We start from the raw sequence: 26963 nt of genomic DNA on the forward strand, positions 1-26963 counted from the left end.
ATGTCGTGGTCGCAAAACCGCTGCACACTTTTGCGCGACACGCTTAAACGAGACGAGACCCATGAGCCGCGAGACGCTGAAGACCCTGTTCCATCCCTTTGCCAGCGGCACAATCGAAGCGCCCGGCGAGGGCGAGCGCGTGCTCTTTCTCGGCGCCGAGGCAGGCTTTCAGCTGCCTGAAGGCTTTGCCGCCTCGCTCAGCGCCGTCCAGGGCTTCCGGCCGATCTACCGGCAGCTTCTGGCGCAGCGGATCGACGTGAAGCCGGAGATCGACGGCGAGGATTATGACGCCGCACTCGTGCTGTGCACCAAGCACAAGGGCGAGAACGAGGCCAATCTGGCCGCCGCGATCACCCGCACGCGGCCAGGCGGCCTGATCGTCGTTGCCGGGGCCAAGGAAGACGGCATCCAGCCGCTGCGCAAGCGCCTGGAAGGGTTCGGCCTCGCCATCGATCATATGCCGAAATATCACGGCGTCGCCTTCTGGTTCGGCCGCCCGGCCGATGCCGGCGAGATTGTCACCAAACTGGCGAAAGCGCCGGTGCGCGTCGACGACCGCTTTCATGCGACAGCCGGCATGTTCTCGCATGACCGCGTCGATGCCGGATCGGAGCTGCTCGCCTCGCGACTGCCGCAGGATTTTACCGGCGACGTTGCCGATTTCGGCGCCGGATGGGGTTATCTCTCTGTCGAGATGGCGCGGAGATCGCGTGGACTGGCGCGCCTTGACCTCTATGAGGCCAATCACGCGGCCCTGGAGGCTGCGCGGGGCAATGTGGCGGAGAACTGCCCGAACGCGCCTGCGCGCTTCTTCTGGCACGATCTGGCGGGCGAGCCGGTCAAGGATAAGTACGATCTCGTCATCATGAACCCGCCGTTCCATGAAGGCCACGCCGCCGAGCCCTCCCTCGGCCAGGCGATGATCAAGACTGCCGCATCCGCGCTTCGCGGCGGCGGCCGACTGATGCTCGTCGCCAATCGCGGCCTACCCTACGAGCCGGTTCTTGCCGCGGAATTCAGGGAAAGCGGTGAAACCTGCCGCAATGCCCGCTTCAAGGTGTTGTGGGCGAAGAAGTAAGGCTCAGGCCTCGAACCGTTCTTTCATCGATCGCAAGAAAAAAGGCCGTGCGCATCATCTGCGCACGGCCTTTGAGCTTCCTGTCGGGGTGCCGTTTACTCGACGTCTGCCCTGCGCAGCGTATCCAGCGTCGGCATCGAGGTGATGTTGAAGCCGGCGTCGACGAAGTGAATTTCGCCGGTGACGCCGGCGGAAAGGTCCGAGAGCAGGTAGAGCGCCGAGCTGCCGACCTGATCGATGGTCACGGTCTTGCGCAGCGGCGCATTGCGCTGGTTCCACGAGAGGATCGCGCGCGCATCGGAGATACCGGCGCCGGCGAGCGTGCGGATCGGCCCGGCGGAGATGGCGTTGACGCGGATGCCGCGCGGGCCGTAGTCGGCGGCGAGATAGCGCACCGAAGCCTCGAGCGCAGCCTTGGCGACGCCCATGACGTTGTAGTTCGGGATGACGCGTGTCGAGCCATTATAGGTCAAGGTCAGCATCGCGCCGCCGTCTTCCATCAACGGCGCGCAGCGCTTGGCGATCTCGGTGAAGGAGAAGCAGGAAATGACCATGGTGCGGCTGAAATTCTCGCGCGTCGTATCGGCGTAGAGACCCTTCAGCTCGTTCTTGTCGGAAAAGCCGATGGCATGAACGATGAAATCGAGCTTACCCCAGCGCTGTTCGATCGCATCGACCAGGCTATCGACCGAGGCGATGTCCTCGACGTCGCAGGGCAGCACGAAATCCGAGCCGACCTCGGCGGCAAGCGGCTTGACACGCTTGCCGAGCGCATCGCCCTGATAGGTGAAGGCGAGGTCCGCGCCCTCAGCGGCCAGAGCCTTCGAAATTCCCCAGGCGATCGAGTGGTTGTTGGCGACGCCCATGACGAGGCCGCGCTTACCCTGCATGATTCCAGTCATATTATTATCCGTTATGGCGCTGGAAGACGAGCGTGGCGTTCGTCCCGCCGAAGCCGAAGGAGTTGGAGAGGGCGATATCGATTTTCGCATTGTCGATGCGCTTGCGCACGATCGGCACGCCTTCGAATTCGGGATCGAGCTCGCTGATATGGGCGCTCTCGCCGATGAAGCCCTGCTGCATCATCAGCAGGGAATAGATCGATTCCTGCACGCCGGCCGCACCCAGCGAATGGCCCGTCAGCGACTTGGTCGATTGGATATGCGGGACCTTGGCGCCGAAGACCTCGCGGATGGCCCCGATTTCCTTGCTGTCACCGACCGGCGTCGAGGTGCCGTGGGTGTTGATATAGTCGACGTCACCTTTGACGGTGGAAAGAGCTTGGCGCATGCAGCGGATTGCGCCCTCGCCCGAAGGCGCGACCATGTCGTAACCATCAGAGGTGGCGCCGTATCCGACGATTTCGGCGTAGATCTTGGCGCCGCGGGCCTTGGCGCGCTCAAGTTCCTCGAGCACCAGCACGCCGGCGCCGCCGGCGATGACGAAGCCGTCGCGATTGACGTCATAGGCGCGCGAGGCAGTGTCGGGCGTGTCGTTATATTTGGAGGACATCGCGCCCATGGCGTCGAACAGATTGGACATCGTCCAATCGAGATCCTCATGGCCGCCGGCAAACATCACGTCCTGTTTGCCCCACTGGATCATCTCGGCGGCATTGCCGATGCAGTGCGCCGAGGTCGAGCAGGCCGACGAGATCGAGTAATTGACGCCGTGAATCTTGAACCAGGTGGCAAGCGTGGCGGAGGCGGTCGAAGACATCGCCTTCGGCACGGCGAAGGGGCCGATGCGCTTCGGGCTGTTGTTCTTGACGGTGATGTCGGCCGCTTCGATCAGCGTGCGGGTGGACGGGCCGCCGGATCCCATGATGATGCCGGCGCGTTCGTTCTGCGCGTAGTCCGTCTCTTCAAGACCGGAATCGGCGATCGCCTGCTTCATGGCGACATGGTTCCAGGCGCCGCCCTGCGACAGGAAGCGCATGGCGCGGCGATCGACCAGCTCGGCAAGTTCCGCCGGGCCGAGCTTCGGGCTGCCCCAGACCTGGCACTTGAAGCCGTGTTCGGCGAAATCGTTGGAAAAGGAAATGCCCGACTTTGCCTGGCGCAAGGATTCGGTGACTTCGGCCGCGTCGCTTCCGATCGAGGAAACGATACCCAGACCCGTGACAACTACCCGTCTCATCTGATCAAACCTTTGTTGTTTTCGTCAGCCGCTCGAGAAGCGGTTTCAGGCGGTCTTATCTTTCGATAGACCGACGCGAAGATCGGCTGCCTGGTATATGGTCTCGCCGTCTGCCTTCAGCCAGCCGTCGGCAGTGCCGAGCACAAGGCGGCCGCGCATGACGCGCTTGAAATCGATGCCGTATTCGATCAGTTTCGTATGCGGCCGCACCATGCCCTTGAATTTCACTTCGCCTGTCGAAAGGGCCATGCCGCGGCCTTCCTCGCCGAGCCAGCCGAGGAAGAAGCCGGTCAGCTGCCACATGCCGTCGAGGCCGAGGCAGCCAGGCATGATAGGATTGCCTTCGAAATGGCAGGGAAAATACCAGTCGTCGGGGCGTACGTCGTATTCGGCCCTGAGATAGCCCTTATCGAAGGCACCGCCGGTTTCGGAAATGTCCGTGATGCGGTGAACCATCAACATCGGGGGCAGCGGCAGCTGCGCATTGCCGGGGCCGAACAGCTTGCCATGAGCGCAAGCGATGAGTTCTTCATACGAGAAGCTGGACTGTCTGGTTGTCATAAATTTTCTTTTCCCCCCGCGTGAAGCCGATGGATGTGAACGTGTAGTCCAAGTTCTTCAGAAAATGAAGCACAAGCAAGGCAGCTTCATTCATCGCCCCGGACCAGGCCTACGCCATTATTTGGTGGTCGCATACAGGAAGGCCAGGGCCGCGACCAGACCTATTTGCGTCAAAAGCCCGTTTTTGCCGCCTTTATCAGGCTCTTGTCCCCATTGAACTATTGAAAGGCTCCAATGCAAAAGTTATACCGCTTTAAGAAACATGATTGCTTTATGCAGGAATAACCGGAGTTGGTATTGATGACGGGTGCACTCCCGATCGCAATAGAGGTAAGGCTGCGCGGCGCTGGCCTGCGCCCCACCCGCCAGCGCGTCGCGCTCGGCGACCTCCTGTTTGCCAAGGGCGACCGGCATCTGACCGTCGAGGAACTGCATGAGGAGGCGGTTGCCGCCGGCGTACCGGTTTCGCTGGCAACCGTGTACAACACGCTGCACCAGTTCACCGAGGCCGGTCTCATCCGCGTTCTCGCCGTCGAGAGCGCCAAAACCTATTTCGACACCAATGTGTCCGACCACCATCATTTCTTCGTCGAAGGCGAAAACGAGGTGCTCGACATTCCTGTCAGCAACCTGACGATAGCCAATCTGCCTGAGCCGCCAGAGGGCATGGAGATCGCCCATGTCGACGTGGTGATCCGCCTGCGGGCCAAGCGGGGCTGACGGCGCCTTAGAACAGGATGATTTTAGGTCGGTCGACCTAAAATCATCCTGTTCAAGTTTAATAGCTAGAGCATGATGTCGTCCGAAAACCGCTTATACTTTTCGGCATCATGCTCGGTCTCTACATGACATCGTCGGGATGCCGGCCGGGCTTGTGCTTGTAAATCGGGAAGGTCCAGCCGAACCACAGCGCTCCGCCGCGAACGGCAAAGGCGGCTGCGACGCCGCAGCCTGAGGCAAGATAAAGCGGCATCCCAAGCGCATTGGTAAGCGTGAACACGCCGGCGCCGACAAGGGCTGCCGTCACATAGATTTCCGGCCTGAGCAGCACCGAAGGCTCGTTTGCCAGCAGATCGCGCAGGATGCCGCCGAAGGTTGCCGTCAACGTGCCGGTGACGATGGCGATGGTCGGCGAGCCGGTGGCGGCAAGTCCCTTGGCGGCGCCGAGCACGCAATAGGCGGCCAGACCGATCGCATCCAGCCAGATCAGCAGGCGATAGCGCGATTCCAGCAGGTGAGCGGTGAAGAAAACGATGACGCCCATGATGCAGCAGACGAGAATATAGCCGGGGTTCAGCACCCAGAAAACCGGCACGCGGCCGAGGACGATATCGCGCACGGTGCCGCCGCCGGTTCCCGTCACCATGGCGAAAAACAGAAAGCCGATCAGATCGAGCTGCTTGCGCGAGGCAGCGAGCGCGCCTGTCGCCGCAAACAGGGCAATGCCGGCATAATCGAGATAGACGAGCAAGGACATACGGACCCCGGAGCCGGCGAACAGTTTCCGGAAAGAACCACGGCGGCAAGGGCGGCGCAAGGCGGGACGGCCATAAAGCGAGCTGATAGAGCTTTATCCAAAAGAGGAAAGCCCGTGAAACCGCTGGTGCTCGCCGTTCTGAATATCGTCCTGCTGCTCGCCATGCCGGCTGCGGCCCTCGGCCAGCAATCGCTGATCTCCGACCCGGAGATCTACGAGAAGAAGCATTTCCAGGAGCAGTGCAAGGCGGTCGAATTCGCCGACGGCTTCGTCACCCGGCAGGACATCAACAATGACGGGCTGATCGACGCGGTGGTCAACGAAGGCCTGCTCACCTGCGACGGGCAGAAGGGGCCGCAATGCAATGACGACGGCTGCACCTATAATTTCTATCTGCAGGTCGCCGAAGGCGGTTATTTCATGATCGCGACGGCGCAGATCTACGGCTACGATTTCGTCCAGCGCTTCGGCAACATGGTGCTGGCAATGAAGATGCATCCGCGGTTCTGCGACCGCACCGAAGGTGACCCCTGCATCGTGACGGCGCGCGTGCGCGGCACGAAATTCGTCACCATCTCGAAGAAGTGACTCAGCGGGGATAGAGCTCCGATGTCCGGCCGGCGAGATAATAGCCGACTAGTCCGTACCATTCGCGGATCGCCGTCGCCATATTCTGGGCATTAAGGTTCGGCTGGGTGAAATCCAGGCCCGGCCTCACCTGCCCGTCGGTGCGATAATCGGTCGGCCAGGGCACAATATCGATGCCGAGCTTGCGGAAGATGCCGACGGAACGCGGCATATGAAAACCCGAGGTGATCAGCAGGCAATGGGAAAGGCCCTGGCTTGCCAGGAATGCCTTGGTATTGACTGCGTTTTCGAAGGTGGTGCGCGATTGCCGCTCCTCGATCAGCCGCTCCCTGCCGATGCCGAAGAGCGGGAAGAAACGCTCGGATGCCGCCGCATCGCCTTCATAGATGCCGGAGATGGAGCCGTCGCCGCCCGAAACCAGAATGCGCGACTGCGGAAATTTCTGCGCCAGCCGCAGGGCTTCGACGAAGCGGTCGGCGCCGCCGTTGAATTCGATGCCGTGGCGCGCCGTGTTCACCTCGTTTTCGAAGGCACCGCCGAGCACGATCATGCATTGCAGGTTCTCCGGATCGGCGGCAGGCTTGGCGAAACGCTGCTCGAGACCCTGCATCATGAGGTTGCCGGTCGTGGTGTAGAGCGTGACGCAGAGGATGAGGGCGCCACCGGCTGTCGCAAAAAGACTCAAGGCACGCCAGCGCAGAAGCCCGGCGAGGAGGGCGAAGAAGACAAGAAGGAATGCCAGCGACAGCGGCTGACCCAAAATCCAGACAAGCTTCGAAATCAGAAACAAGATCTACTCCTCGAGGGCGGACGGCGATCCTTCCTATCCGATTCGACGGTATCAGGAATGCGACGCTTCTATTTGCCGCGGGCAACGCCCGAGTGGTGCGGCGCGAGCTTCTGGTTGAAGCGCCGCTGAAGCGGCCGGGGAATGTACATGGCGGCAAGCGCCAGCGCCATGGCAAAGATCGAGACCAGCCACAAGGCATGCGCGCCGGTCAGCCGCGTCAGGACGGCACCGGCGATCGCGCCAGCCACCATGCCGCCCCAGGGCACGATCTGGATGGTCCATTCGACACGGTGATCGCCGATGATCCAGCGGCCGATTCCGCGACCGAAACGCGACAAGGCGCCGGTGACATAAGTCAGCCCGATCGGCAGGCCTTCGATGTGTTCGACGGCGGCATTCACCATGCCCATGGAAAAGACGATCAGGTAGAATCTCGGAAGCAACATGCTTTGCGTGCTTATTATCGATGCAAGCGCCAGAACGAGGCCGACGCAGCCGAGCACCACGAAAATCCGGCGCTCGGAGACATGGGCGATGACGATGCCGGCCGCGTTGCCGAGCACGAAGACGAGAATGGCCGAGATCAGCACCGCCGCGTGAAAAAGGTTGCCGTCACTTAGGGCGAGGGCCGCCCGTGTCGTGTTGCCGGTCATGAAGGAAACGAAATCGCCGGTCAGCAGCAGGCCGGTCGCATCGGTCATGCCGGCCAGAAACGAAATCGAGCCGACGAGCGCAAGTCCGGTCAGGGTGCGTCGGGTGCGGATGATACGGCGGCGTCTTGCTCTGGTCATTGCTCAAGGGTCCTGAAGTGGAATCACTGAGTTCCGGCAGCAGGATAAATCCTCTTCATTGAGGAATTGGCAAAGAGGATTGGCAAGGATGGGGCGGAGCCAAGCTTCGCCGACGCTACCACTATAGATCAAAGGGATCGTCAGACGTTGGATCTGCGGTGGAGCCGGTATATTCCTGATCAGGAAAATCGACACTGCGGAGAATATAGACGTACCACATCAGCGTTTCAGCCGGTCGTCGCCCTTCGGGTTATGCCGGGCACTGCTTCGGCCTAACGGTTTCTCGCGGCTGCGCCACGCGAAGCCCGTAAGGGCGAAGCGTGGTGGAGCTAAGCGGGATCGAAGATTTCAACTGCCAACCCCTTGAAGCAACTGGAATATAAGGGTAATTACCGGTCATCATTGGTCAGAATGATTGGTCAGAATGGCAGGAAAAAGCAATAAGGGGTCCAAGCGACTACTTGATCTAAAGGGGCAGACTTGGTGGTTTCGAATAGCCATCCCCCAGGCGTGTCGAAGCTATTTCAACGGCACGACGATGTACCTTCAGAGCTTGGAGACTGGGGACATCAAGGTAGCGATCGCGAGGCGAGATAAGCTTGAGCCAGAGGTTCGGGCGCTGTTTGCCCGCGTCAAGACGGGAGAGGTCATCAGCACCAGCGAGGAGCTGGCAGAGCTTAGAGGAGAGCTGTCCAAGGCGGCTATCGCCGAGGCACTAACCGAGGGCGGAGAGGCAGCCGAGGATGCGGTATGGGCCGCAGAGGCCGAAGCCGACAGCTTGCGAGGAAAAGCCCGCGAACGCTTCACAAGAGCCGTTGCTGGCGACCACCCCGTGGACCACTACCTTGATGCCTACCTGTCAGCAATCAAGCTTGCCCCTAAGACAACCAACGAGCGGCGGGGCCTAATCAATCGCTTTGCTCGCTGGTGCATGGGGGAGAAGTACCGGCTTCCCGATATCACCCGCAAGGCTGCCGGTCGTTATGTGACCGAGATCGTCGAGCCAATGGACAGAAGCACCGCCAAGAAGCACATGACGGCTCTTCGCGGCTATTGGGAATACCTGATCAAGCGCGGCCACGTGGCGGGGACTGCTGAAGATAACCCCTGGCTCGGGCAGGAAGTAGCTAGCGGGCGTCGACGGGTCGAGCGAGGGGACAATGAAGGCGAGCGGCCCTTCACTGATGCCGAGCTGAAGACCCTGCTTTACTCGGAGTATCCCGATGGCATGGACGATGATCACCAACAACAGATTGCTGACGCGCTACGTATCTCCTGCTTGTCTGGGATGAGGATGGCAGAAGTGCTGACGCTTTGGGTTGAGGAAGTCCACGATGACATCTTCGACATCCAGCAAGGGAAGACCCGCTCAGCAGCCCGAAAGGTGCCGATCCATCCTGGCCTATTAGAGATCATCGCCCGCCGCACGAGAGATAAGCAGCCGAAGGAATGGCTGTTTCACGAGTTGAGCGAAGAGCGCGACCCCGGCGACACATTCGGGAAGCGTTTCAATCGATACCGAAAACACCTGAAGGTCGATGACGTGCGGCCGGGTAAGCGGAGGAGCCTCGTCAACTTCCATTCAGCGCGCCGCTGGTTCATCACTCAGGCCAGACATGCAGGGCAGACAGTGGAGACGGTGAAGGATGTCGTCGGCCACGTCTCGGACAAGAAGAAGGACATCACCTTCGGCGTATATACGCAGGGAGCCTCAGAGAAGCAGATGAGGGACTGTGTCGGGGCCGTGGTGCTGCCGCTGGGTTGATGATGTCATATGCCACCCGCGCTTCTTCCACAGCAATCCATAGATGCAGCCTGCACATGAACCTTGCAGCTTTGCTTGGGTACGACTAGCGTCCCTTCGCGGTTCATTCCTAGTGAGCCGTAAGGAGCCTCACCGCCCCTTCGCTAGAGGGTGAGAACGGGGGTCGCAGATCGACGCTGCGGCCCCTCCGTTTGCAGCCTCCGCGACATCCGCGCCGTGATCGAGGGTCTCGGCCACAACCCCAGTTTTGGGATCGTTTACATGGACGGGAAACGTGAGGCACGGACGTGCTTCAATCTCCCCAAGCGGGAGAGCACGGTCCTCTCTTCCGACAAGTGTATCAAACCCCGCTGCTTTATTTATTTTGGCGTTGCTGACGCCTTGCCTTAAAAGCCTCGAACCGATCCCTGTATGAGAACAAATAGTCCATGATCGCATTGGTGAATTCGAGCATGTCTTTGGCGTCGGCCTGCGCAATGGAAAGCCCCACCCCATGGGCTGCCTCGTTGCCGGCAATTCGAAGCATGTCAGACCATTCAAACAGCCTGCTATCAATCATGCTATCATCGCTCATTTTGCGAAGGGACGCCGCCAACGAACGTTCTTCAACCCCGTGAACAGCACAAATGCCTTCCAGGGTTTTCCGACACATAATCGCAGAAGCGGTAAAGGCATTGGCTCGGTAGCAGGCGCAGGCTTCATCAAACGCCTCCTGGATAGCCTGCGGAGCGTTGGGGTTTACGCGGAGGTCTGCCGTAGGGAAAACGGGAATCGGCGTCTCCCAAATATCTCCCTCTGCTAGGTTACCCACGTTTGTTTGTCTGACCAAGATGGGCGACCGGCATTCAGAGCATGATAGCAACAAAAATCGGGTCGATGGCCCGTTGCCGTCTGACAGACGCACATAATGGCCGGCTTGGGCCGCATCGACATACAAACGACATTCCACACACTCGACTATCACGCTATCAACCTCAACTCGGGAAAAGAATGCAGAACGCATGTGAGTATGCGTTTCATTCCATACTCGCGATAAGAACCTTGTGCCAGCGGGTATTCAGGATTGTCGGGCAGATCGGCTGCCCTGATTAAGGACAAGTCGCGTGGTCAGAAACTCCTGGCCAATTACTTCAACACGTGGCTGGCTCCGACAAGTCTGAACGCCATACCCGCTTTTGGGCATGCCTCAAACTTTTTTCGGCCCGATCTACTCACCCGTGCATTCCAAAAAAGCCTTGCTCAGCAACCTCATTTTGAGAAACCCACTTACCGGTGAGTACATATCCTATTGAACTTAAACAACTTTACCCTTGACGAGTGTCTTTAGCCGGAGTCTACCAGTGCCGTTCCGGCCCGGACGAACATCAACTGGGGAAAAGTTTAACGTCATGAGAATACGTTTTTTTAAGCAGACACGGCGGTTCGAGGTATATTTCGAGATGGAGGAGAAGCGCATCCTTGACCGCTTCTTTGATCGGCGATTTGAGAACGGCAGCCACGAATTTTGGCTTGGTCGGTTCTACCTGACTTTCCACATCTACCTACGTGAAGCGAAGGTTAGCTGCCCTGAGGAGACCACAACCGCGTGAGTACGCGCCGCTTGAAAGACCGGTTTTGCTCATTGGCCGGCCCCCTCGCAGCGTTTCAGAAAGTCGGCGGGCCTTTCATGCGGGCCAGCAAGAACGCAACAAAGTCTCATCGTGGAGAACGAAAAAGGCCAAGGTCTCGCTCACCTTGGTCCTATTCCTAACCCCCTGATGAAGGGGCGGGAGGCTTTCGGGGTTCCCGCTCTGAACGATAGGCGAATGTGCCTAAGCCTTCAATCTGCACATCGCCATTCTTTCCTCTGACGTATTGGCCCTACAGGAGCTTCGGGGGCTTGGCGAGTAGTCTCGCTCCAGAAACTGCTCACGCTTAAAATCGCCCTGATTGCCGAGCCGCTGTTGTTGGCTGCTTCAAGAACATCGACCGAACCGATTACCACTCCCTTAAGCGAAAGCTCATGACCGCCCCTAAACCAGCAGGTCTCATAACGTGAACAACTCCGACGCCCACAAGGCTCAGAGCGCGCTCGGTCGCGGGTAATTACCACTCCCTTTAGGAGAGACCAAGGAATTTGGTTGAAGGAGCGATTATAAGACAACTCGGAATTACCACCCACTTATGAGAAGACCAGGGGGGAAAGACCAACATCTTGAATGAAAGGGGTAGAGGAGGAACTGATGAAATCAGGGTGATCTCTTCTGATCTTCATGAGGACGATGTTGGTACTTACAAACTCAATCCACTTATATTTTCCCTTACGGTTCACCTTGATGTCCCCTTGAAGGACGCCTCGACTTCCCCACGATCACCCGCACAGTCCATCCATGGACGCTCGACACCTGAGAGTGCGCTGACTGGTCCCTTAGATTTGAGAGGCCAGTCCTTCGTTCTCGTAGGCTGTGGTGGCCCCCGGTCCTCTTGTCGCTTGTCCTGCTGACGAGAGGGCCGGTCTTATGCACCACGCCTCGATACGCCCTCACCACCACAAGTCCCTCGAAAGAACATCATGAGCAATGAAACTTCCTGCATCGGACGGGAGGATGGCGAAGCTTTGTCTGCGTCATCTCCTCGACCGTCCGTCACTAAGATAACCATTCGCCCCATCAGCCTCGGCAGCCGGGGGCAGAATTACTCGGTCTCCCTCGACGGCGCTGTCATCATCGCCAGCTCCCGCAACCCGACAGGAGATGCATGCCGTCACTTGGTCGCCTCTGGTCGATCTGGCCAGCTTGAAGTCTGGGACGATGCCCGCCCCCACCCTCGGTTTGTCATCCCCGACATTGTCAAGGCAGCAGCCATCACGGTCAGTGAAAGCGAGCGTCACGGCCCCCGGTTCACCGTCTACAAGGCCCTCCCCCAGTTCACGAAGGGGGCGTCCAATGTGTGACCCCGGCTCGATGATCGGATTAGCCATCGGCGCGGCGTCGCAAGCGCTCCAGTACCGGAGCGATGTAGCCGCTGCGGATGAGCAGAATAGACTTTATCGGCAGAATGCTGCCCGAGCCAACCAGAATGCCCGCGACCAAATGTTCCAGACCCAGCAGCGCATGCTGCAGGAGCAGGAGAAGGCCGGCGCTGAGAAGGCTGACAATCTCCGCGATGCGCGTGAGGCCAAGGCGACAGCAACCGTAGCAGCCGGCGAGAGTGGCGTGGCCGGTCTATCGGTCGATGCACTCCTGTCTGAGTTCGATGGTCGTGCTGCTCAGGCGAACGACCGCGTTGACCAGAACACCGAGTGGACCCTCAACCAGCTCAACAATGAAATGAAGGGCATCCGCTCGAACGCCGAAGACCGCATCAACTCGGTCCAGCGCTCGGCCAAACCGTCCTTCTTCGATGCTGGTCTCAGGATCGCTGGGAAGGGCGTCGATTCCTACAACGACTACAAGCGAGCTGAGCTTGAGGCCCGTCGCGGCCGATAAACCTGCGCCCCGCATACCCCATCCGAGGCCTTTCTTACCACCACCACAGCAACGAGTAAGCCCATGAACTTCCCCCGTATCAATACCATGACCACAGAAATGCACACCGGAGACGTGCAGCGCCTCCGATTTGTCGTACTCAATGGCAGCGCCGCGTACTTCCTTGCCAAAGATGTAGGCTCCCTCATTGGCCTTAGAGCCGATGACGATGGCGACTATCGGTCCGTCCTCGAACAGTTCGGCATCAGTTTTTTCGACGCAGTCGTCTCCGACCAGTCCGGCCCCATAGGCTCCCACGCACTGATAACAGAGCAGGACTACAAGCGGCTCATCGCAGAAGCCATCAAGCGTTTGGCAGTGGCGTAAGGGAACCCTCATGGCTGACATCAGGTCCATCATCATCGACGCCGCGAACCGCTATGGCATCCCGTCGCAAGAGGCCCTTCAGATGGGCCAGATCGAGAGCGGCCTCAATCCCCACGCTCAGAACCCCAATTCCACTGCAGGCGGGCTGTTTCAGTTCATCGACGGCACGTGGTCTAAGTACGGAAAGGGGACTTCTAAGTATGACCCCTATGCCAACGCCGACGCTGCAATGAGACTGGCCCGAGACAACATCAATTTCCTCAAGAGCAAACTCGGCCGGGACATCACGGGCGGCGAAATGTATCTCGCTCATCAGCAGGGTGCGGGAGGGGCGTTGAACCTCCTCACCAATCCCGATGCTCGTGCCGTGGATGTCACCACACACGCGGCCATCACCGGCAATGGCGGGAACCTCGACATGACGGCTTCCGAGTTCGCCAGCCTGTGGACCAAGAAGATGGACGGTACCACGGTCGGTAGCGGTCCCTCGGGCATCGTCATGCCGGGATCGATGGGAAACTCCCAAAACCCCGGTGACTACTCAGTCCATGATCAGGGCCGCATCAGTGCCTCTGACGTGATCCCCACGATGAACCTCACGCGGGCTGAAGAGGTCCAGCAGGAGAAGGATCGTGTCGCCGCTCAGCCGTCCTACGGGGACGCTATCGCAACCGCAGTGAAGAACGAGTGGTCGGTACTGACGCCCTTTCGTGCGCTGGGTCACTACGACCCTGAGCCCGACTACAAGCTCACCAAGGAGAAGCTCGAAGCCTTCGGCCGGAACATCCCAGACGACTACCTCGACGAGTTCGAGGACGCGGTCTCTGATGAGCATGCTGAAGCGATCCGCAACAGGCTCCTGACGCAGCTCGAAGACAACCGCAAGATCGCCTCGCTGGGCACGGCAGGAACCGTCATCTCCATGGGCGCTGCCCTGACTGACCCCGGCGCTATCGCCGCAACGGCGGCTATCGGCGCAGTAACGGGGGGCTTCGGTGTCCCCGCTGCGGTGGCTGCTCGTCTCGGCCGTGTGGGCTTGGTCGGGCTGGCTGCGGCTGAGGGTGTGGCCGGCAATCTCGCCACCGACATCCCGCTCGTGGCCGTCGACCCGACCCGTGACGTTTCCTTCGACGAGCTGAAGTACAGCATCGGTACCGGTCTCGTTATGGGCGGCACACTGGGGGCCTTCAGGCGCAACCCGATGCTGAACGAGGAGGCCAAGCAGGTTGCCCGTATCGGGCAGCGTATGCAGAACGAGGCGCTTGCCCCGGCTAACCCCGGCTCGGTGGGCGCTGCTGCAGCCATGGGTGACAACTTCACTCGCAACGATACCGCCAACCTGATCGACGACTTCAAGAGGCTCGACCCCAAGGGAACCTTCCTGAACTGGCGGGTGGATACGGTCGGGCAGCTCATGGCCTCCAAGAACCCGCTGGCCCAGACCATGGCCCGCTACCTCGGTGAGGACGGTGTTCGTGCCCAGAAGGGCAGTGGAGTGGTGACCGAGATCGCCGCGACCGAGCGCATGCAGCGCCGACTGCGTGTGGCCCAGGTCAACTGGTACCGGGGCTATGGCGATGCGTGGAAGAAGTTCCGCAAGGCCAACGGCATCAGCGCCTTCAACAGCAAGGATGCCGAGCTGAAGTTCAAGGACCAGATCGCTGACTACATCCGCGAGGAGAGCCCCTCAGCCCGCGCTCAGTTCCCCGCTGAGGTGAAGCAAGCGGCCGGCGCATTCCAGGCCGAGATGAAGTCGTTCTGGCAGGAGGCTCAGAAGCTGGGCATCACGAGGTCCGAGCATGGTGTGGAGAACTACTTCCCCCGCTATGCACACCTCGCCAAGGCCACCAAGCTGATCAGGGACGTGGGTTATAGCATGGACCGCAAGGGTGGTCTGACGGACCTGTTCGCAGGGGCAATCCTGAAGAAGCAGCCAGGGCTCGAGCCTCAGATCGCCAAGCGCATGGGCTATGCCATCCTTGACCGCTTCCAGAAGCTCAGCTCGGGGGAGGAGATGTTTGGTTCCGGCCACCTCGGCTTCGACCTCGACGACCTTGAGGCGGAACTGAAGAACTACCTCTCGGATGACGAGATCGCCAACGTTAAGGCGTGGGCATCGCGCAACGAGAAGAACGCCGATGAGGCGTCTGGACCGGCCCGCATGAAGGCCCGCATCATGCTCGACGAGAACCACTTCGGTGAGGTCTGGGACAAGCATGGCGCTCCACGTCAGGTCAGCATCTCCGACTTCTACGTCAAAGACCCGCACACGGCTTTCCAGCTCTACGCGCGCAACATGAGCGGCCAGCTCGCTATGGCCCGCATCCAAGTGCGTGACCCTGAGACCGGCAGCCTGCTGATCGACGGGATCAAGAACGGGAACGACTGGCTGAAGCTGAAGAACCAGATCAAGTCGGTGGGCGAGGCGACCGGCGCGAACAACACGCTGGATGAGAAGAACCTCGACTTCCTGTACTCGGCCATCACCGGCACACCGCTGGCTGGCATTGACCGTGGCTCCGATGGGGCGACGTTCCTGCGCATGCTGAGGGACTTCAACTTCCTCCGTCTGATGGGTCAGGTCGGCTTCTCGCAGGTTCCTGAGTTCGGCCGTGTGGTCGCCCAGGCTGGGATCAAAACCACTTTCCAAGCGGTTCCTTCCTTCCGCCACCTGCTCGACATGGCCCGCTCGGGCAAGATGACCGACGAGGTGGCCGAGGAGCTGGACGCTATGGGAGCCTTCGGTAGCGACTACGAGCGCACTGCTCATTACCTCGAAACCGATGAGCTGGGCGTCCCGGTGACCAGTGGGACCGACTCGACGATGCAGAGAGTGGCCGGCGCGGTGAACCCCAAGCTCCACGCGATGAACCGCTTCGTCTCGATGGGCTCGGGCATGGCCCCGATCAACCGCGTGTTCCAGAAGTGGTCGGCCCGTGCGGCTGCCGTCAAGTTCACCAAGATGGCGATGTTCGGGGACAAGATCGACGCCGAGCGTCTGCGCGCCCTCGGGCTGGACAAGAAGGCTGTCGATCAGATCTTCGAAGCGATCAGGACGCATGCCACCTTCAAGGGCGGTGTGAAGTCCCCCTCGAAGCTCCAGAGCCTCGGCATCAAGAAGTGGGATGGCAACACGTTGGCCTCGTTCGAGGATGCGATGTTCCGGCTGAACCGGACGATGATCCTTGAGAACGACCCAGGCCAGATGCACCGCTGGATGGCTCACCCGATGGGCCAGATGATGATGCAGTTCCGCACGTTCGCCATGGCAGCCCACACGAAGGCGCTCCTTCAGGGCCTCAACATGCGCGATCTCCCGGCGATCAATGGCGCTCTGGCGTCGAGCTTCCTCGGTGCTGCAGTCTATGCCGGCCAGACGCACCTCAACCTGCTCGGCAGGAGCGACAGAGAAAAGCAGCTTAAAGAGCGCCTAACGTTGGAGAATCTCGGGCTTGCGGGGTTCGCTAGGTCGTCTGAGAGTGCGCTGGTGCCCATGTTCGCTGATATCGGTTGGCAGTTCTTCGACGACGCTCCCCTGTTCGACAGCCGTTCATCTGGCCTGAAGACCACAATGCAGGGGGCTCTGGGGAATCCCAGCGGTGATCTACTGTTCTCTGGTGTTGCTGCAGTCGGTGGTGTGACATCGGCGTTGGCCGGTGATGACTACTCCCGGGAGGACTACGAGAACCTCAGGCGGGTTCTTCCATTCTCCCGCATGATGGGCACGGTCCAGTTCCTCAATTGGGCTGGTTCGGGCTTGCCACGTAGGGAACTTCGAGACTGACAATAGCGTGTCCCTGAGGGAAACCTTGGGGACATGCTCATTCCCCCTCGGCCTGCCTTACCCTCACGACAGTCATTTCATGGTCATCGGGTTATCCGGGGGGCTGAGGAGGCGAAATATCTGCAGCAAAAATTTCTGAGGTCAAATCAGATATAAGGAACCGGCAGTTCCCCCCGCTGCCCCGCTGTCCACACAATTCCACAGGCCCAGCCACGGCCGATCTGATAAAATTCCCTCTGATTACAATGGGTTATTGCATCTGATTCGCGGCATCGATACGATTCGTCTGCTGACTTGGCTGTTGTGCCTGTCGGCGTGAGCACGGTCTTTTGACCGAGCCGTTGAAGCTTCTGATACCGCTCCACATCAGGAAACCACGGATGACATCAGCCGCCACCGCGCACGATCCTAGACCTATCCTCTTCAAAGCGTTCCAGTTCATAGAAAAGTTTCGCGAACTATTCCCTGACATTCCCATGCAGACCATTTCCGTCTTCCTCATCATCGCGATGAAACCCGGCATCTCTCAAAGGGAATTGCTGAAATTAATGGGCACCAGTCAGTCCGGCGTCTCGCGAAACGTGATGGCACTGGCAGACGTGAACCGTCATGGGAAGCCCGGTCTCGGTTTGATTGTCCAACTGCGCGACCCCTTCGACGCTCGGCAGATTAGCCTTGGGCTAAGCCCCACGGGAAAGCTAATTGTTGACAGGGTGATTGCGTCGTTGAGCAAGGTTTGGCCAGAGACACGTCCGTAAGGGTATACCGCAGCGGACAGGATGAAATAGCTCGCTACGGTGTCCGATAGGGTTGACACAGGATTTTCGTACACATATCCATTCGGACGCAACCTTATCGGACATATGGAGCGACCAGTGGCTACATTCCTTTACGCCCGCGTATCGACCTCAGAGCAGACGCTCGATCATCAGAAGACCCAAGCCGAGAAGTCGGGCTTCACCTTCGACCACGTAATTGCTGACCATGGGGTCTCTGGTGTGTCGGTGCTCATGAAGGATAGACCCGAGGGTAAGCGTCTTTTCGATATGCTGCGAGCCGGTGACACGCTGGTAGTGCGCTGGGTCGACCGGCTGGGCAGAAACTACGCTGACGTGACTGACACCATCAGGGAATTCATTCGGCGGGGTGTGGTGATCAGGACCGTGATCAATGGCATGACCTTTGACGGTTCGACCTCCGACCCAATGCAGATGGCCGTCAGAGACGCGATGATCAGCTTCATGGCTGCTTCAGCACAGGCCCAGGCCGAGGCCACGAAGGAAGCCCAGAAGGCTGGTATCGCCAATGCGAGGGACAAAGGCGACGACAGCTACAAGGGTCGGAAGCCGAGTTACAGCCGCGAGCAATATACGACGGTGGCTAGCCTCCTCGGCAAGAACGCCAGCGTGTCTGAGATCGCCCAGGCATCGGGCCTTACCCGACAAACGGTCTACAGGATCAAAGAAGACCCCGCAGCAGCAGAAAAGGCGCTTGCTGTCTGGTCTCTTTAGACCGGCCTTCCTTCGAGGATTTGCGGGCGTTCGTTTCTCTTACCCTGATTATGTTTGTTTTCGCCTTCGGCCATTCCTGAAAACTCAGGGGTTGGAGCCAAGGGCCAACTCTCCCCACACCCCTCAAAGGAAACCTCATGGACACCACAACTGCCCCTCAGCCCAAGCGCAAGGGCCGAGTGCCGAAGGACCCCAATTGCCCTAAGAACGCGGCAAAGCGAGCCGCATATCATCGCAAGATGCTTCGCCTGAAGGAAAACCCCGAGGCCTATCAGGAGCGCCTAGACCGGAAGGCGGCTTACCAACGGGCTTATCGTCAGACTGAAGCAGGCTATGCGGTCGTGAAGGCAGCGGAGGAGCGTTGGCAAGCGGCGCATCCTGAATACGCCCGTCAGCAGTATCAGACGGTCATCAGACCCCAAGTAGTCAAGCGCATAGCTGACATCATCAACCGCTTCGATAGCTTGCAAGAGGACGGGCGCTTAGGCTTCGTCGAGTCGCTCTGTGATGACCGCCACGATGACTACATCACTATGTTCGCCATGCAATGGGCCGCAGTGCGAGACAGAATTGTGCCGTATCTGGTCCAGCTCCGAGAAGAAGACGAGTGACAGCCCTTGCTGTGCTCTACAGCAGTTCGAAGCTTGTTGTTTCTGTCAGCAGGCGGGGCTGACGGCCCTGCTTTAGAACTCCAGTAACGCGGACGTAAGCGCCCGCAGACATGTGAGCTTTGTCCGCTCTGAAGTAGCTGTCTGCATCAAGCACCGTCCGCGCTCGCACGGTCTCTCCTTCCGGTAGGAGGAGTGCCAGCACTACAGGCCCTGATCGTCTCCCATCCGTGCCCATCTCGCCTTCGAGGCGTTCCACCGTACCGACAAAGGTGTCAGCCTCGTCTCTGTTTTGAGTTGTCAGCTCTCTGCCTACTTCCTCGACTCTGGAAAAATAGTCTCGCTGGAATCGCAGGCGAGGGAGATTGTGAGCTTTTGGAGGTTCGCGCAGCGACGACCAATCAAAGCTGATGTCCAGCGCGTTATCGACTTGCTCGTCGTGCATCGCCACCAACGCTTCGCAGAGGTTGGAGGAGATGATGGGGGCCTTCGATGACTTCAGCTCGTCGACCAGTGTGTCTAGGTCGTCGCCTTCAATTGCCGAGACTAGTTCGTACAATGCCCGCTGTAGAGAAACCGTGACCTTCCGTACAAATGGCGCGTCACCTGAATTGAACTCGATCCTGCTTTGCGCGTCCATTGAGTTCACTGGGCACGATACGCTGAGGATGAAGCTCCCCTCCTCGGTCTGATTAAACCTTGCCTTATCGACGAACTGGCTGGCCTCAGCCAAGTTCAGTCGGGGGTGGCTCGTCCGAGGAAGGACGACTGTGCAGGCGGTTGCCTTAAGAAGCTTTTCCGTGCTGTTGACAAGTGAGGAAGCGAAGGAGAGGGGCAGCGATCTGTCATCACCGTCGAAAAACACCCTGAACCGTAGGACGTCATCACGGACTGTAACCAACGCCGCGAGAAGGGCTTGCCACTTAAGAGAGGCGATATCCGCGAATTTCTCGAGTGCGCCGCGCACCGCATCATCGTAGTCCGGAGTGATATCCATGGGGAAGACGAGCTGGCGCTTGGGGTACTGGTCGTTGGACATGGCGTAGAGACGATGCGGCATGGCCTCACGATTTAGACGCCATCCGCGAGCTTTTAAAAAGTCGCGAAGGTCTACTGGCGTGACGAGGTGTTGGTCGCTCACAGGCTGCTTCCTTGATAGGTCGGCAGTTCAATTCGAGACAATGACGTCATCAGCTGGCTTAGGCTATTGGAGTCGAACAGCTGAGTTCGGGGCAAATATACGGTTTGGGTTTTCTCGTTCTCAGAAGGACCAGCTCCCCGCAAGCTTACCCAATACGCACACTTCCGCATAAGGAGCGCTTCCTCGGAATGGTGTAACCACTCTTCGCTCGTCTGGGGAAGGAAGAGTACCACGAGTATTCGAGGGGTCGCCACTTCAGTTGATCGTAGGTCATCGTATCGGTTCAGCCCTGCGAGACTGTACGAAAAGGAATTGCCCACGATTGTCGGGGGTTTGACGGTAGCCTTCAGTTGAACCTTCAGGTCCACCTCTTGCAAGATACCGCCGTCGAAAGGCCCCCATGCGGTGATCTTCGCGTCGATGCCTGCGCTATCGTCGTGGCGGCTCGCCACCTCACACCCCATATGCGCCTTAGCTGCCACCGCATGAATGTATGCGTAGCTGAGCTCGGCTTCCACATTCTGCGAGGTTAATGGGCGCATGTGCCTTCCGCTGTTAAAGAGCATAACCTAACTGAAAGCCTTAAACGATTTGCTTATCTTATCCAGCCCTCACAGCGTCTTTAGGAAGGCAGCCGTAGCTTGGTCAGAATGATTGGTCAGAATGAAAATCAGCAGCCGCTGTAAAGCGTTGATATGAAAACATAAAATCGACCGCTTGGAGAATTGGTGGAGCTAAGCGGGATCGAACCGCTGACCTCTTGCATGCCATGCAAGCGCTCTCCCAGCTGAGCTATAGCCCCATCAAAGGTGGTCCGGCGTGGCCGGTCCTGGGATACTCCAGAGGGCGTTCCCTCTGGGGTGGCGGCTTCTTACTTGCGGTTTTCGCAGATGGCAAGCCTAAAAAATCCGACCCGGAATTTTTTTGCAATCCGGGTCGGTATTTGTCCGATCAGACTTCGTCTTCGTCGCCGGTCACGCCGATGATGTCGCTCATGTCGTCATCGTCATCGTCTTCGTCGGGTGTGAGGAAGGTATCGTCGTCGTCGTCGCCTTCGATTTCGACATCGTCGTCGCCGATATCGGGAATGTCGTCGCCGCCGGCGGCGTCATCGGCATCCTCGAGCGAAACCAGTTCGACTTCGGTGTTTTCGGTATCGACTTCCGCAACCTCGTCTTCCTCGGCAACGTCTGCTATCGCCGAGGTTTCCTCGAAGAAGGACAGGGGATAGGACTTGCCGGTATAAGGGGAAACGATCGGATCCCGGTTCAGATCGTAGAACTTCTTGCCGGTTTCCGGATCAGTGCGCTTGGTTCCAAGTTCCGCTTTCGCCACTATAAGCCTCGTGAGAATGGCCGAATCCGCGATTCGGCAAAATGCCGTTCAAGCCGGCGTTCCATCGGAAATTATAAGCCGGTCCCCTTAATCGCTGCGGCTTCGCATGTCAAAGCCAAACTTTATGATCGCAGTGCCGGGTATTTCCGGCGCCGGCGGATGCCCGGCCGGCGCCTCTCTCGCAACGAGGCGCGGGGGCTGCGGAAGCGGGCGGAGACGGTCGGCGGAAAGGGCGGACTTGCGAAGGAAATGCTGCGCCTTTACAAAGCATTATGCCACGTGTGGCGCCGCGTCGAGGCCGGTAAGCGCCCTGCTCCAGGATTGATCCCATGACGACCAAGACTTTCACCATCGCCATCGACGGCCCGGCGGCGGCCGGCAAGGGCACGCTTTCGCGCCGTATCGCCGAGCATTATGGCTTCCACCATCTTGACACCGGCCTGACCTACCGCGCCACCGCCAAGGCGCTGCTCGACGCTGGCCTGCCGCTTGACGACGAGGCGGTGGCGGAAAAGATGGCGCGGGAGGTTGAACTTGGCGGGCTCGATCGCGATATACTTTCGCGACACGAGATCGGCGAAGCCGCCTCGAAGATCGCCGTCATGCCGGCGGTGCGACGGGCGCTCGTCGAGGCGCAGCGGCGGTTCTCGGAAAAAGCGCCGGGCACGGTGCTCGACGGACGCGATATCGGCACGGTCGTCTGCCCGGATGCGCCGGTCAAGCTCTATGTGACGGCAACGCCGCAGGTGCGCGCGAGACGCCGTTACGACGAGATTGTCGGCAAGGGTGCGAAGGCGGATTTCGATGCGATTTTCGAGGACGTCAAGCGGCGCGACGAACGCGACATGGGACGGGCCGACAGCCCTTTGAAACCAGCGGTCGATGCGCACTTGCTTGATACGTCGGAAATGAGTATAGAGGCCGCGTTTCAAGCTGCGCAATCGATCATCGATGCAGTCTTGAGCCGAAATGCCTAAATTCAAGCGATTTTGCATGCTGAGACGCATGGATCGCTTTTATGCAGCCTGAAATTCCGTCCAAGCGCCGGATTGCCTTCGTGAGAGAGGGCGGACTGGGTTCAGGCCCGTTCAACGCAAACCAACCGGCGCGCACGTGTCCGATTCCATCTCGGGACACGCAGGAGATTTTATGTCAGTAGCAACTCCCTCTCGTGAGGATTTCGCGGCCCTTCTCGAAGAGTCCTTTGCCAAGAACGATCTGGCTGAAGGCTATGTCACCAAGGGCATCGTCACGGGCATCGAAAAGGATGTCGCCGTTGTCGACGTCGGCCTCAAGGTCGAAGGCCGCATCGCGCTTAAGGAATTCGGCGCCCGTGCCAAGGATGGCCAGCTCAAGGTTGGCGATGAAGTCGAAGTTTACGTCGAGCGTATCGAAAACGCGCTCGGCGAAGCCGTTCTGTCGCGCGAGAAGGCTCGCCGCGAAGAGAGCTGGGTCAAGCTCGAAGCCAAGTTCGAAGCCGGCGAGCGCGTCGAAGGTGTGATCTTCAACCAGGTCAAAGGCGGCTTCACGGTCGACCTCGACGGTGCGATCGCCTTCCTGCCGCGTTCGCAGGTCGATATCCGTCCGATCCGCGACGTCACGCCCCTCATGCACAACCCGCAGCCCTTCGAAATCCTCAAGATGGACAAGCGCCGCGGCAACATCGTTGTATCGCGCCGTACGGTTCTGGAAGAATCCCGTGCCGAGCAGCGTTCTGAAATCGTTCAGAACCTCGAAGAAGGTCAGGTTGTCGACGGCGTCGTCAAGAACATCACCGATTACGGTGCGTTCGTCGACCTCGGCGGCATCGACGGCCTGCTGCACGTCACCGACATGGCATGGCGCCGTGTGAACCATCCGTCGGAAATCCTGAACATCGGCCAGCAGGTCAAGGTTCAGATCATCCGCATCAACCAGGAAACCCACCGCATCTCGCTCGGCATGAAGCAGCTCGAGTCCGATCCGTGGGATGGCATCCAGGCCAAGTATCCTGAAGGCAAGAAGATTTCCGGTACCGTCACGAACATCACCGACTACGGTGCGTTCGTCGAGCTGGAGCCGGGCATCGAAGGCCTGATCCACATCTCGGAAATGTCCTGGACCAAGAAGAACGTTCACCCCGGCAAGATCCTGTCGACCAGCCAGGAAGTCGAGGTCGTCGTTCTCGAAGTCGATCCGTCCAAGCGCCGTATCTCGCTTGGCCTCAAGCAGACGCTGGAAAACCCGTGGGCAGCATTCGCCCGCAGCCATCCGGCCGGCACTGAAGTTGAAGGCGAAGTCAAGAACAAGACCGAATTCGGCCTGTTCATCGGCCTCGACGGCGATGTCGACGGTATGGTGCACCTCTCCGACCTCGACTGGAACCGTCCGGGCGAACAGGTCATCGAGGAGTTCAACAAGGGCGACGTCGTCAAGGCCGTCGTTCTCGACGTCGATGTCGAGAAGGAACGCATCTCGCTCGGCATCAAGCAGCTCGGCAAGGATGCAGTCGGCGACGCCGCTGCCTCGGGCGATCTGCGCAAGAACGCCGTCGTTTCCTGCGAAGTCATCGCGATCAACGATGGCGGCGTCGAAGTGAAGCTCGTCAACCACGAAGACATCACGTCCTTCATCCGTCGCGCCGATCTCGCCCGCGACCGCGACGAGCAGCGTCCTGAGCGCTTCTCGGTCGGCCAGGTCGTCGACGCCCGCGTCACCAACTTCTCCAAGAAGGACCGCAAGATCATGCTGTCCATCAAGGCTCTGGAGATTGCGGAAGAGAAGGAAGCCGTCGCTCAGTTCGGTTCGTCCGACTCCGGCGCTTCACTCGGCGACATCCTGGGCGCAGCCCTGAAGAACCGCGGCGGCGAATAAGCCTCGCGTCCTTCGCTAAAATCGAAGAACCCGCCGGGGCGATCCGGCGGGTTCTGCATTTTCAGGTGATGAGACCGTATCATTCCCAGCCGACCATGCGTTGGTAGAGCGCATAAACCGGGTCGGCGACAGCGCCGGCCGGCTGGGGCACCGGATCGGCGTCGATCATTCGCGGCGTCCTTCGCACAGGTGCTGTGTCGGTCGCTGCGGGATCGGGCTCGGCCTCCTCGCCTGCCTTCGCCTGCTCATCTTCCTGCGGCTGATCCTCGGAAGCGTCGTCGCGCTGGTGCTGATGCTGGTGGTGCGTCTCCCCCGCCGTCTCGTTCGGCGGCATATCCTTGGCGAACTGATAGGGCAGCTGGGCATAGGCAAAACCATCCGGCATTCTTGCCGCAAGCGGCACGGAGGGTTCAACGGCTTCTCGGGCCGGCACTATTTGCGGCTGTGCGGCAATCTCCTTCGGCTGACGGTCAGCCGCCCCGGCGACCTTGCTTTCCGTCGGCGCGGGATGGAGTGCCGTGGCCTGGCGCAGGTCGGATGCCGGAATTTCCGCCGGCTGTCTCGCCAAAGTCTCGGCCGCATCGCTGATGACGGCGTCATCGAGAATGACATCGATCTCCACTGCCGCCTCGACGCGGCCATCCTCCAGTCCGGTGTCGACGTCCTGCTCGCGGATGATGGTGGCGATCATCTCGGAGGCTTCTTCCGTCATTGAGGCGACAATACCCGTCCAGTTTCTGGGAATGACGGGATCAGCCTTTTCCGAATTTGCGCGCGGCTGGACGGCGGGCGGCTCCGCCGTCTCCCTGCTATCGCCGGTCTCGGTGGATTGACGGGCTTCGATCTCGGGGGCCACCGGATTTTCCGGCGCGAGGTCTTCTGACGTCGCCGGAGCGGAGCGGGCGTTGTCTTCAAGCTGCGGCGTTTTCGGCTCGGCTGTTTCGACAGTCTCGGCGGCGATCGTCTTCTCGTCCGTCATAAGCGCTGGGGCCCCGGCATGGGCATCGGCCGGCGCGGGCGCCGCTTTTACCGGCTGGCGCATCGCGGTTGCAAGGCCGCCCTCATGCAGCTGGATTTCAGGGCGGACGTCGGTGCGCATCGGCGAAGCGTCGTTCTGGCCATAGGAACGCACCACGGCGCGGGCGGCGAGATCGCGGTCCTTGTAGCGGACGATTTCGAGATAAGCGACGATCCGGGCTGCTTCCGGACCTGTCGGATTTTTCAAGGCCTCGGCGACCATCCTGAGCGGGAGATTATGGCCTTCTTCTGCGAGCTGGCGTTCGATCTCATCGATCTTTACAGCCGGCAGCTGCAGGATGGTGTCGGCGAGCCGCGAGGCGAAAGCAAGATTGGTCTCGTCCCCGTCGCGGTCCAGGGGGGTCGAGCGGCCTGCCGCATTGATAATATCGAGAAGGGCTTCAACCATGCGCTGGCGCGCGGCAAGAAGCAGAATGTTCAGCTTGCCGGCAATGGCGGAATTGAGATCTGCAGCTTCGACCGCATTGACCGGTGCCGGGGCAATCACCGAACGATCGAGGCCGCCGGCGACTACCGCAGCAGTCTGGCCTTGAGACGAAAAACTTGCATTGGACGCGGCACGAACGGGAGTCAACATGGCATGCTCCTTTCGCAAAGTGACGATGAAAGCAGGCTCTATAAAAGGACCGTGCTCATCCGATCCCTCTGCATCCCAGCAGATCCTCCCGTCCGCATGACGCCATTTCAGCGTCATCGAATGCATAAAAATTAACTGGAATTTTAATAAAGAGACCTTAACGAAAGGCTAATGCATGTCGCCCGGAAGGCTGCAGCGGTTCCGGGACAACGACATGCATAAAAACAAAGAGCTGAAGCGCATCCCGATCTCTTGGATTAGCCTCGCGCCCTTCAGGTGTTCGCTCTCGGGACCGCGGAGGCCAGGCACGGGCCTTCGCGTGCTGGTCGGCAATGCCATCAGGCGGTTCGCTCAGCTATGGGCGAAGATATCGGCCTCTTCCCAGCCGAGCAGATCGAGCTTGGCGCGGGTCGGCAGGAATTCGAAGCAGGCGGTGGCATGATCGAAGCGGCCGTCGCGGATCAGACGCGCGGTCAGCTTGTCACGCAAAGCATGCAGGTAAAGCACGTCGGAAGCGGCATATTCGAGCTGGGCCGGAGACAGCGTTTCGGCCGCCCAGTCGGACGATTGCTGCGTCTTGGAGATGTCGATGTCGAGCATCTCCTTGAGATTGTCCTTCAAGCCATGGCGATCGGTGTAGGTGCGGATCAGGCGCGAGGCGATCTTCGTGCAGAAGACCGGGGTCGTCGTGACGCCGAAGGTGTGGAAGAGCACGGCAATATCGAAGCGGCCATAGTGAAAGATCTTCTGATGGGTCGGATCTTCGAGCAGGGCGACCAGGTTGGGCGCCTCTTTCTGGCCGGCGGCGATACGGATGACGTCGGCGGTGCCATCACCCGGCGAAAGCTGGACGACGCAGAGCCGATCGCGGCGCGGCACCAGGCCGAGCGTTTCGGTGTCGATCGCTACCGCGCCGGTGTAGCGGGCCGCATCGGCCGTGGAAATATCGCCTTCGTGATAACGTATGGTGGCGGCCATGAGACTATCTTTCGTTCGAAACAGCCGCGCCTCTTTTCAGACGCGCAAAGGACGCTGCAGCGCTTTGAATTGCTGCATGATTTTATCCTTATATCGATTTTCGACCTAAGGAATTG

Annotated in this window: 25 protein-coding genes, 1 tRNA gene and 1 pseudogene; 13 read left to right on the plus strand and 14 right to left on the minus strand. The window is 59.5% G+C overall.

Annotated features, from left to right (window positions below; all coding sequences use genetic code 11):
* Positions 1-61: 61 nt before the first annotated feature.
* Positions 62-1078: a class I SAM-dependent methyltransferase gene (locus GGI60_RS25585; RefSeq protein ID WP_183919141.1), complete on the plus strand. Its 1017-nt coding sequence runs from the start codon at positions 62-64 to the stop codon at positions 1076-1078.
* A gap of 95 nt (positions 1079-1173) precedes the next feature.
* Here GGI60_RS25585 and fabI read toward each other — a convergent pair whose 3' ends face one another.
* The 3 genes from fabI to fabA are packed head-to-tail and all read right to left on the minus strand — an operon-like array spanning position 1174 to position 3778.
* Entirely contained in the window at positions 1174-1980 is an 807-nt protein-coding gene (gene fabI, locus GGI60_RS25590; protein ID WP_183919140.1) for an enoyl-ACP reductase FabI, read from the minus strand.
* A gap of 4 nt (positions 1981-1984) precedes the next feature.
* On the minus strand, positions 1985-3217 hold the full coding sequence (fabB, locus tag GGI60_RS25595) for a beta-ketoacyl-ACP synthase I (RefSeq protein ID WP_183919139.1): 1233 nt from the start codon (positions 3215-3217) through the stop codon (positions 1985-1987).
* Between the two features lie 45 nt (positions 3218-3262).
* Positions 3263-3778, minus strand: a complete 516-nt coding sequence (gene fabA / locus GGI60_RS25600) for a 3-hydroxyacyl-[acyl-carrier-protein] dehydratase FabA (protein WP_183919138.1) — start codon at positions 3776-3778, stop codon at positions 3263-3265.
* Between the two features lie 300 nt (positions 3779-4078).
* On the opposite strand from fabA, the gene irrA reads away from it, so the two are divergent.
* Positions 4079-4498 carry an iron response transcriptional regulator IrrA gene (irrA, locus tag GGI60_RS25605; RefSeq protein ID WP_038692124.1) on the plus strand — a complete coding sequence of 140 codons (420 nt, stop codon included), beginning with the start codon at positions 4079-4081 and terminating at the stop codon, positions 4496-4498.
* 121 nt (positions 4499-4619) lie between these two features.
* On the opposite strand, the gene GGI60_RS25610 is transcribed toward irrA, so the two are convergent.
* Positions 4620-5255, minus strand: a complete 636-nt coding sequence (locus tag GGI60_RS25610) for a trimeric intracellular cation channel family protein (protein ID WP_183919137.1) — start codon at positions 5253-5255, stop codon at positions 4620-4622.
* Positions 5256-5369: 114 nt separating this feature from the next.
* Here GGI60_RS25610 and GGI60_RS25615 point away from each other — a divergent pair, with 114 nt between their 5' ends.
* Entirely contained in the window at positions 5370-5843 is a 474-nt protein-coding gene (locus tag GGI60_RS25615) for a hypothetical protein (protein WP_183919136.1), read from the plus strand.
* A gap of 1 nt (position 5844) precedes the next feature.
* On the opposite strand, the gene GGI60_RS25620 is transcribed toward GGI60_RS25615, so the two are convergent.
* From GGI60_RS25620 to GGI60_RS32665, 3 genes and pseudogenes are all read right to left on the minus strand, one after another.
* A complete protein-coding gene (locus tag GGI60_RS25620; RefSeq protein ID WP_183919135.1) occupies positions 5845-6633 on the minus strand; it encodes a YdcF family protein in 789 nt (262 codons plus the stop codon).
* Positions 6634-6701: 68 nt separating this feature from the next.
* Entirely contained in the window at positions 6702-7424 is a 723-nt protein-coding gene (locus tag GGI60_RS25625) for a YoaK family protein (RefSeq protein ID WP_183919134.1), read from the minus strand.
* 151 nt (positions 7425-7575) lie between these two features.
* A pseudogene (locus tag GGI60_RS32665) lies at positions 7576-7644 on the minus strand (GIY-YIG nuclease family protein); the annotation flags it as partial.
* A gap of 204 nt (positions 7645-7848) precedes the next feature.
* Between GGI60_RS32665 and GGI60_RS25630 the strand changes: the two are divergent.
* Entirely contained in the window at positions 7849-9189 is a 1341-nt protein-coding gene (locus GGI60_RS25630) for a tyrosine-type recombinase/integrase (protein ID WP_183919133.1), read from the plus strand.
* A gap of 355 nt (positions 9190-9544) precedes the next feature.
* On the opposite strand, the gene GGI60_RS25635 is transcribed toward GGI60_RS25630, so the two are convergent.
* Positions 9545-10192: a DUF4145 domain-containing protein gene (locus GGI60_RS25635; RefSeq protein WP_183919132.1), complete on the minus strand. Its 648-nt coding sequence runs from the start codon at positions 10190-10192 to the stop codon at positions 9545-9547.
* A 1548-nt stretch (positions 10193-11740) separates the two neighbouring features.
* Here GGI60_RS25635 and GGI60_RS25640 point away from each other — a divergent pair.
* The 7 genes from GGI60_RS25640 (at position 11741) to GGI60_RS25670 (ending at position 18928) form a co-directional block, all read left to right on the plus strand.
* Positions 11741-12121 (plus strand): hypothetical protein, encoded by a 381-nt coding sequence (locus GGI60_RS25640; RefSeq protein ID WP_183919131.1) that lies wholly within the window; start codon positions 11741-11743, stop codon positions 12119-12121.
* Entirely contained in the window at positions 12114-12656 is a 543-nt protein-coding gene (locus GGI60_RS25645) for a hypothetical protein (protein WP_183919130.1), read from the plus strand. The genes GGI60_RS25640 and GGI60_RS25645 overlap by 8 nt, the downstream gene beginning before the upstream one ends.
* A gap of 63 nt (positions 12657-12719) precedes the next feature.
* Positions 12720-13022 carry a hypothetical protein gene (locus GGI60_RS25650; protein ID WP_097596404.1) on the plus strand — a complete coding sequence of 101 codons (303 nt, stop codon included), beginning with the start codon at positions 12720-12722 and terminating at the stop codon, positions 13020-13022.
* Positions 13023-13032: 10 nt separating this feature from the next.
* Entirely contained in the window at positions 13033-16806 is a 3774-nt protein-coding gene (locus GGI60_RS25655) for a transglycosylase SLT domain-containing protein (RefSeq protein ID WP_183919129.1), read from the plus strand.
* A 380-nt stretch (positions 16807-17186) separates the two neighbouring features.
* Positions 17187-17564 (plus strand): helix-turn-helix domain-containing protein, encoded by a 378-nt coding sequence (locus GGI60_RS25660; RefSeq protein WP_183919128.1) that lies wholly within the window; start codon positions 17187-17189, stop codon positions 17562-17564.
* Between the two features lie 105 nt (positions 17565-17669).
* Positions 17670-18317, plus strand: coding sequence for a recombinase family protein (locus GGI60_RS25665; RefSeq protein ID WP_183919127.1), 648 nt, complete (start codon positions 17670-17672; stop codon positions 18315-18317).
* A 137-nt stretch (positions 18318-18454) separates the two neighbouring features.
* The gene (locus GGI60_RS25670) at positions 18455-18928 is read left to right on the plus strand and encodes a hypothetical protein (RefSeq protein WP_183919126.1); all 474 of its coding nucleotides are present in this window, start codon (positions 18455-18457) and stop codon (positions 18926-18928) included.
* A 16-nt stretch (positions 18929-18944) separates the two neighbouring features.
* On the opposite strand, the gene GGI60_RS25675 is transcribed toward GGI60_RS25670, so the two are convergent.
* The 4 genes from GGI60_RS25675 to GGI60_RS25690 all read right to left on the minus strand — a co-directional run bounded on the left by GGI60_RS25675 (position 18945) and on the right by GGI60_RS25690 (position 21401).
* Complete coding sequence (locus GGI60_RS25675) at positions 18945-20066, minus strand: hypothetical protein (protein ID WP_183919125.1); 1122 nt, start codon at positions 20064-20066, stop codon at positions 18945-18947.
* Positions 20063-20608 (minus strand): DUF4365 domain-containing protein, encoded by a 546-nt coding sequence (locus tag GGI60_RS25680; RefSeq protein ID WP_183919124.1) that lies wholly within the window; start codon positions 20606-20608, stop codon positions 20063-20065. The genes GGI60_RS25675 and GGI60_RS25680 overlap by 4 nt, the downstream gene beginning before the upstream one ends.
* Before the next feature lie 184 nt (positions 20609-20792).
* Positions 20793-20868: transfer RNA gene (locus tag GGI60_RS25685), tRNA-Ala, on the minus strand.
* Positions 20869-21017: 149 nt separating this feature from the next.
* The gene (locus tag GGI60_RS25690) at positions 21018-21401 is read right to left on the minus strand and encodes a TIGR02300 family protein (RefSeq protein WP_085776500.1); all 384 of its coding nucleotides are present in this window, start codon (positions 21399-21401) and stop codon (positions 21018-21020) included.
* 329 nt (positions 21402-21730) lie between these two features.
* Between GGI60_RS25690 and cmk the strand changes: the two genes are divergently transcribed.
* On the plus strand, positions 21731-22378 hold the full coding sequence (cmk, locus tag GGI60_RS25695; protein WP_183919123.1) for a (d)CMP kinase: 648 nt from the start codon (positions 21731-21733) through the stop codon (positions 22376-22378).
* Between the two features lie 172 nt (positions 22379-22550).
* The gene (gene rpsA / locus GGI60_RS25700) at positions 22551-24254 is read left to right on the plus strand and encodes a 30S ribosomal protein S1 (RefSeq protein ID WP_183919122.1); all 1704 of its coding nucleotides are present in this window, start codon (positions 22551-22553) and stop codon (positions 24252-24254) included.
* 79 nt (positions 24255-24333) lie between these two features.
* On the opposite strand, the gene GGI60_RS25705 is transcribed toward rpsA, so the two are convergent.
* Both GGI60_RS25705 and GGI60_RS25710 read right to left on the minus strand, forming a co-directional pair.
* Positions 24334-25869, minus strand: coding sequence for a hypothetical protein (locus GGI60_RS25705; protein WP_183919121.1), 1536 nt, complete (start codon positions 25867-25869; stop codon positions 24334-24336).
* Positions 25870-26220: 351 nt separating this feature from the next.
* Positions 26221-26847, minus strand: a complete 627-nt coding sequence (locus GGI60_RS25710) for a ribonuclease D (RefSeq protein ID WP_010027227.1) — start codon at positions 26845-26847, stop codon at positions 26221-26223.
* Positions 26848-26963 lie beyond the last annotated feature (116 nt).

This window comes from Rhizobium lentis (assembly GCF_014200175.1).
Taxonomy (GTDB): Bacteria; Pseudomonadota; Alphaproteobacteria; order Rhizobiales; family Rhizobiaceae; genus Rhizobium; species Rhizobium mulingense.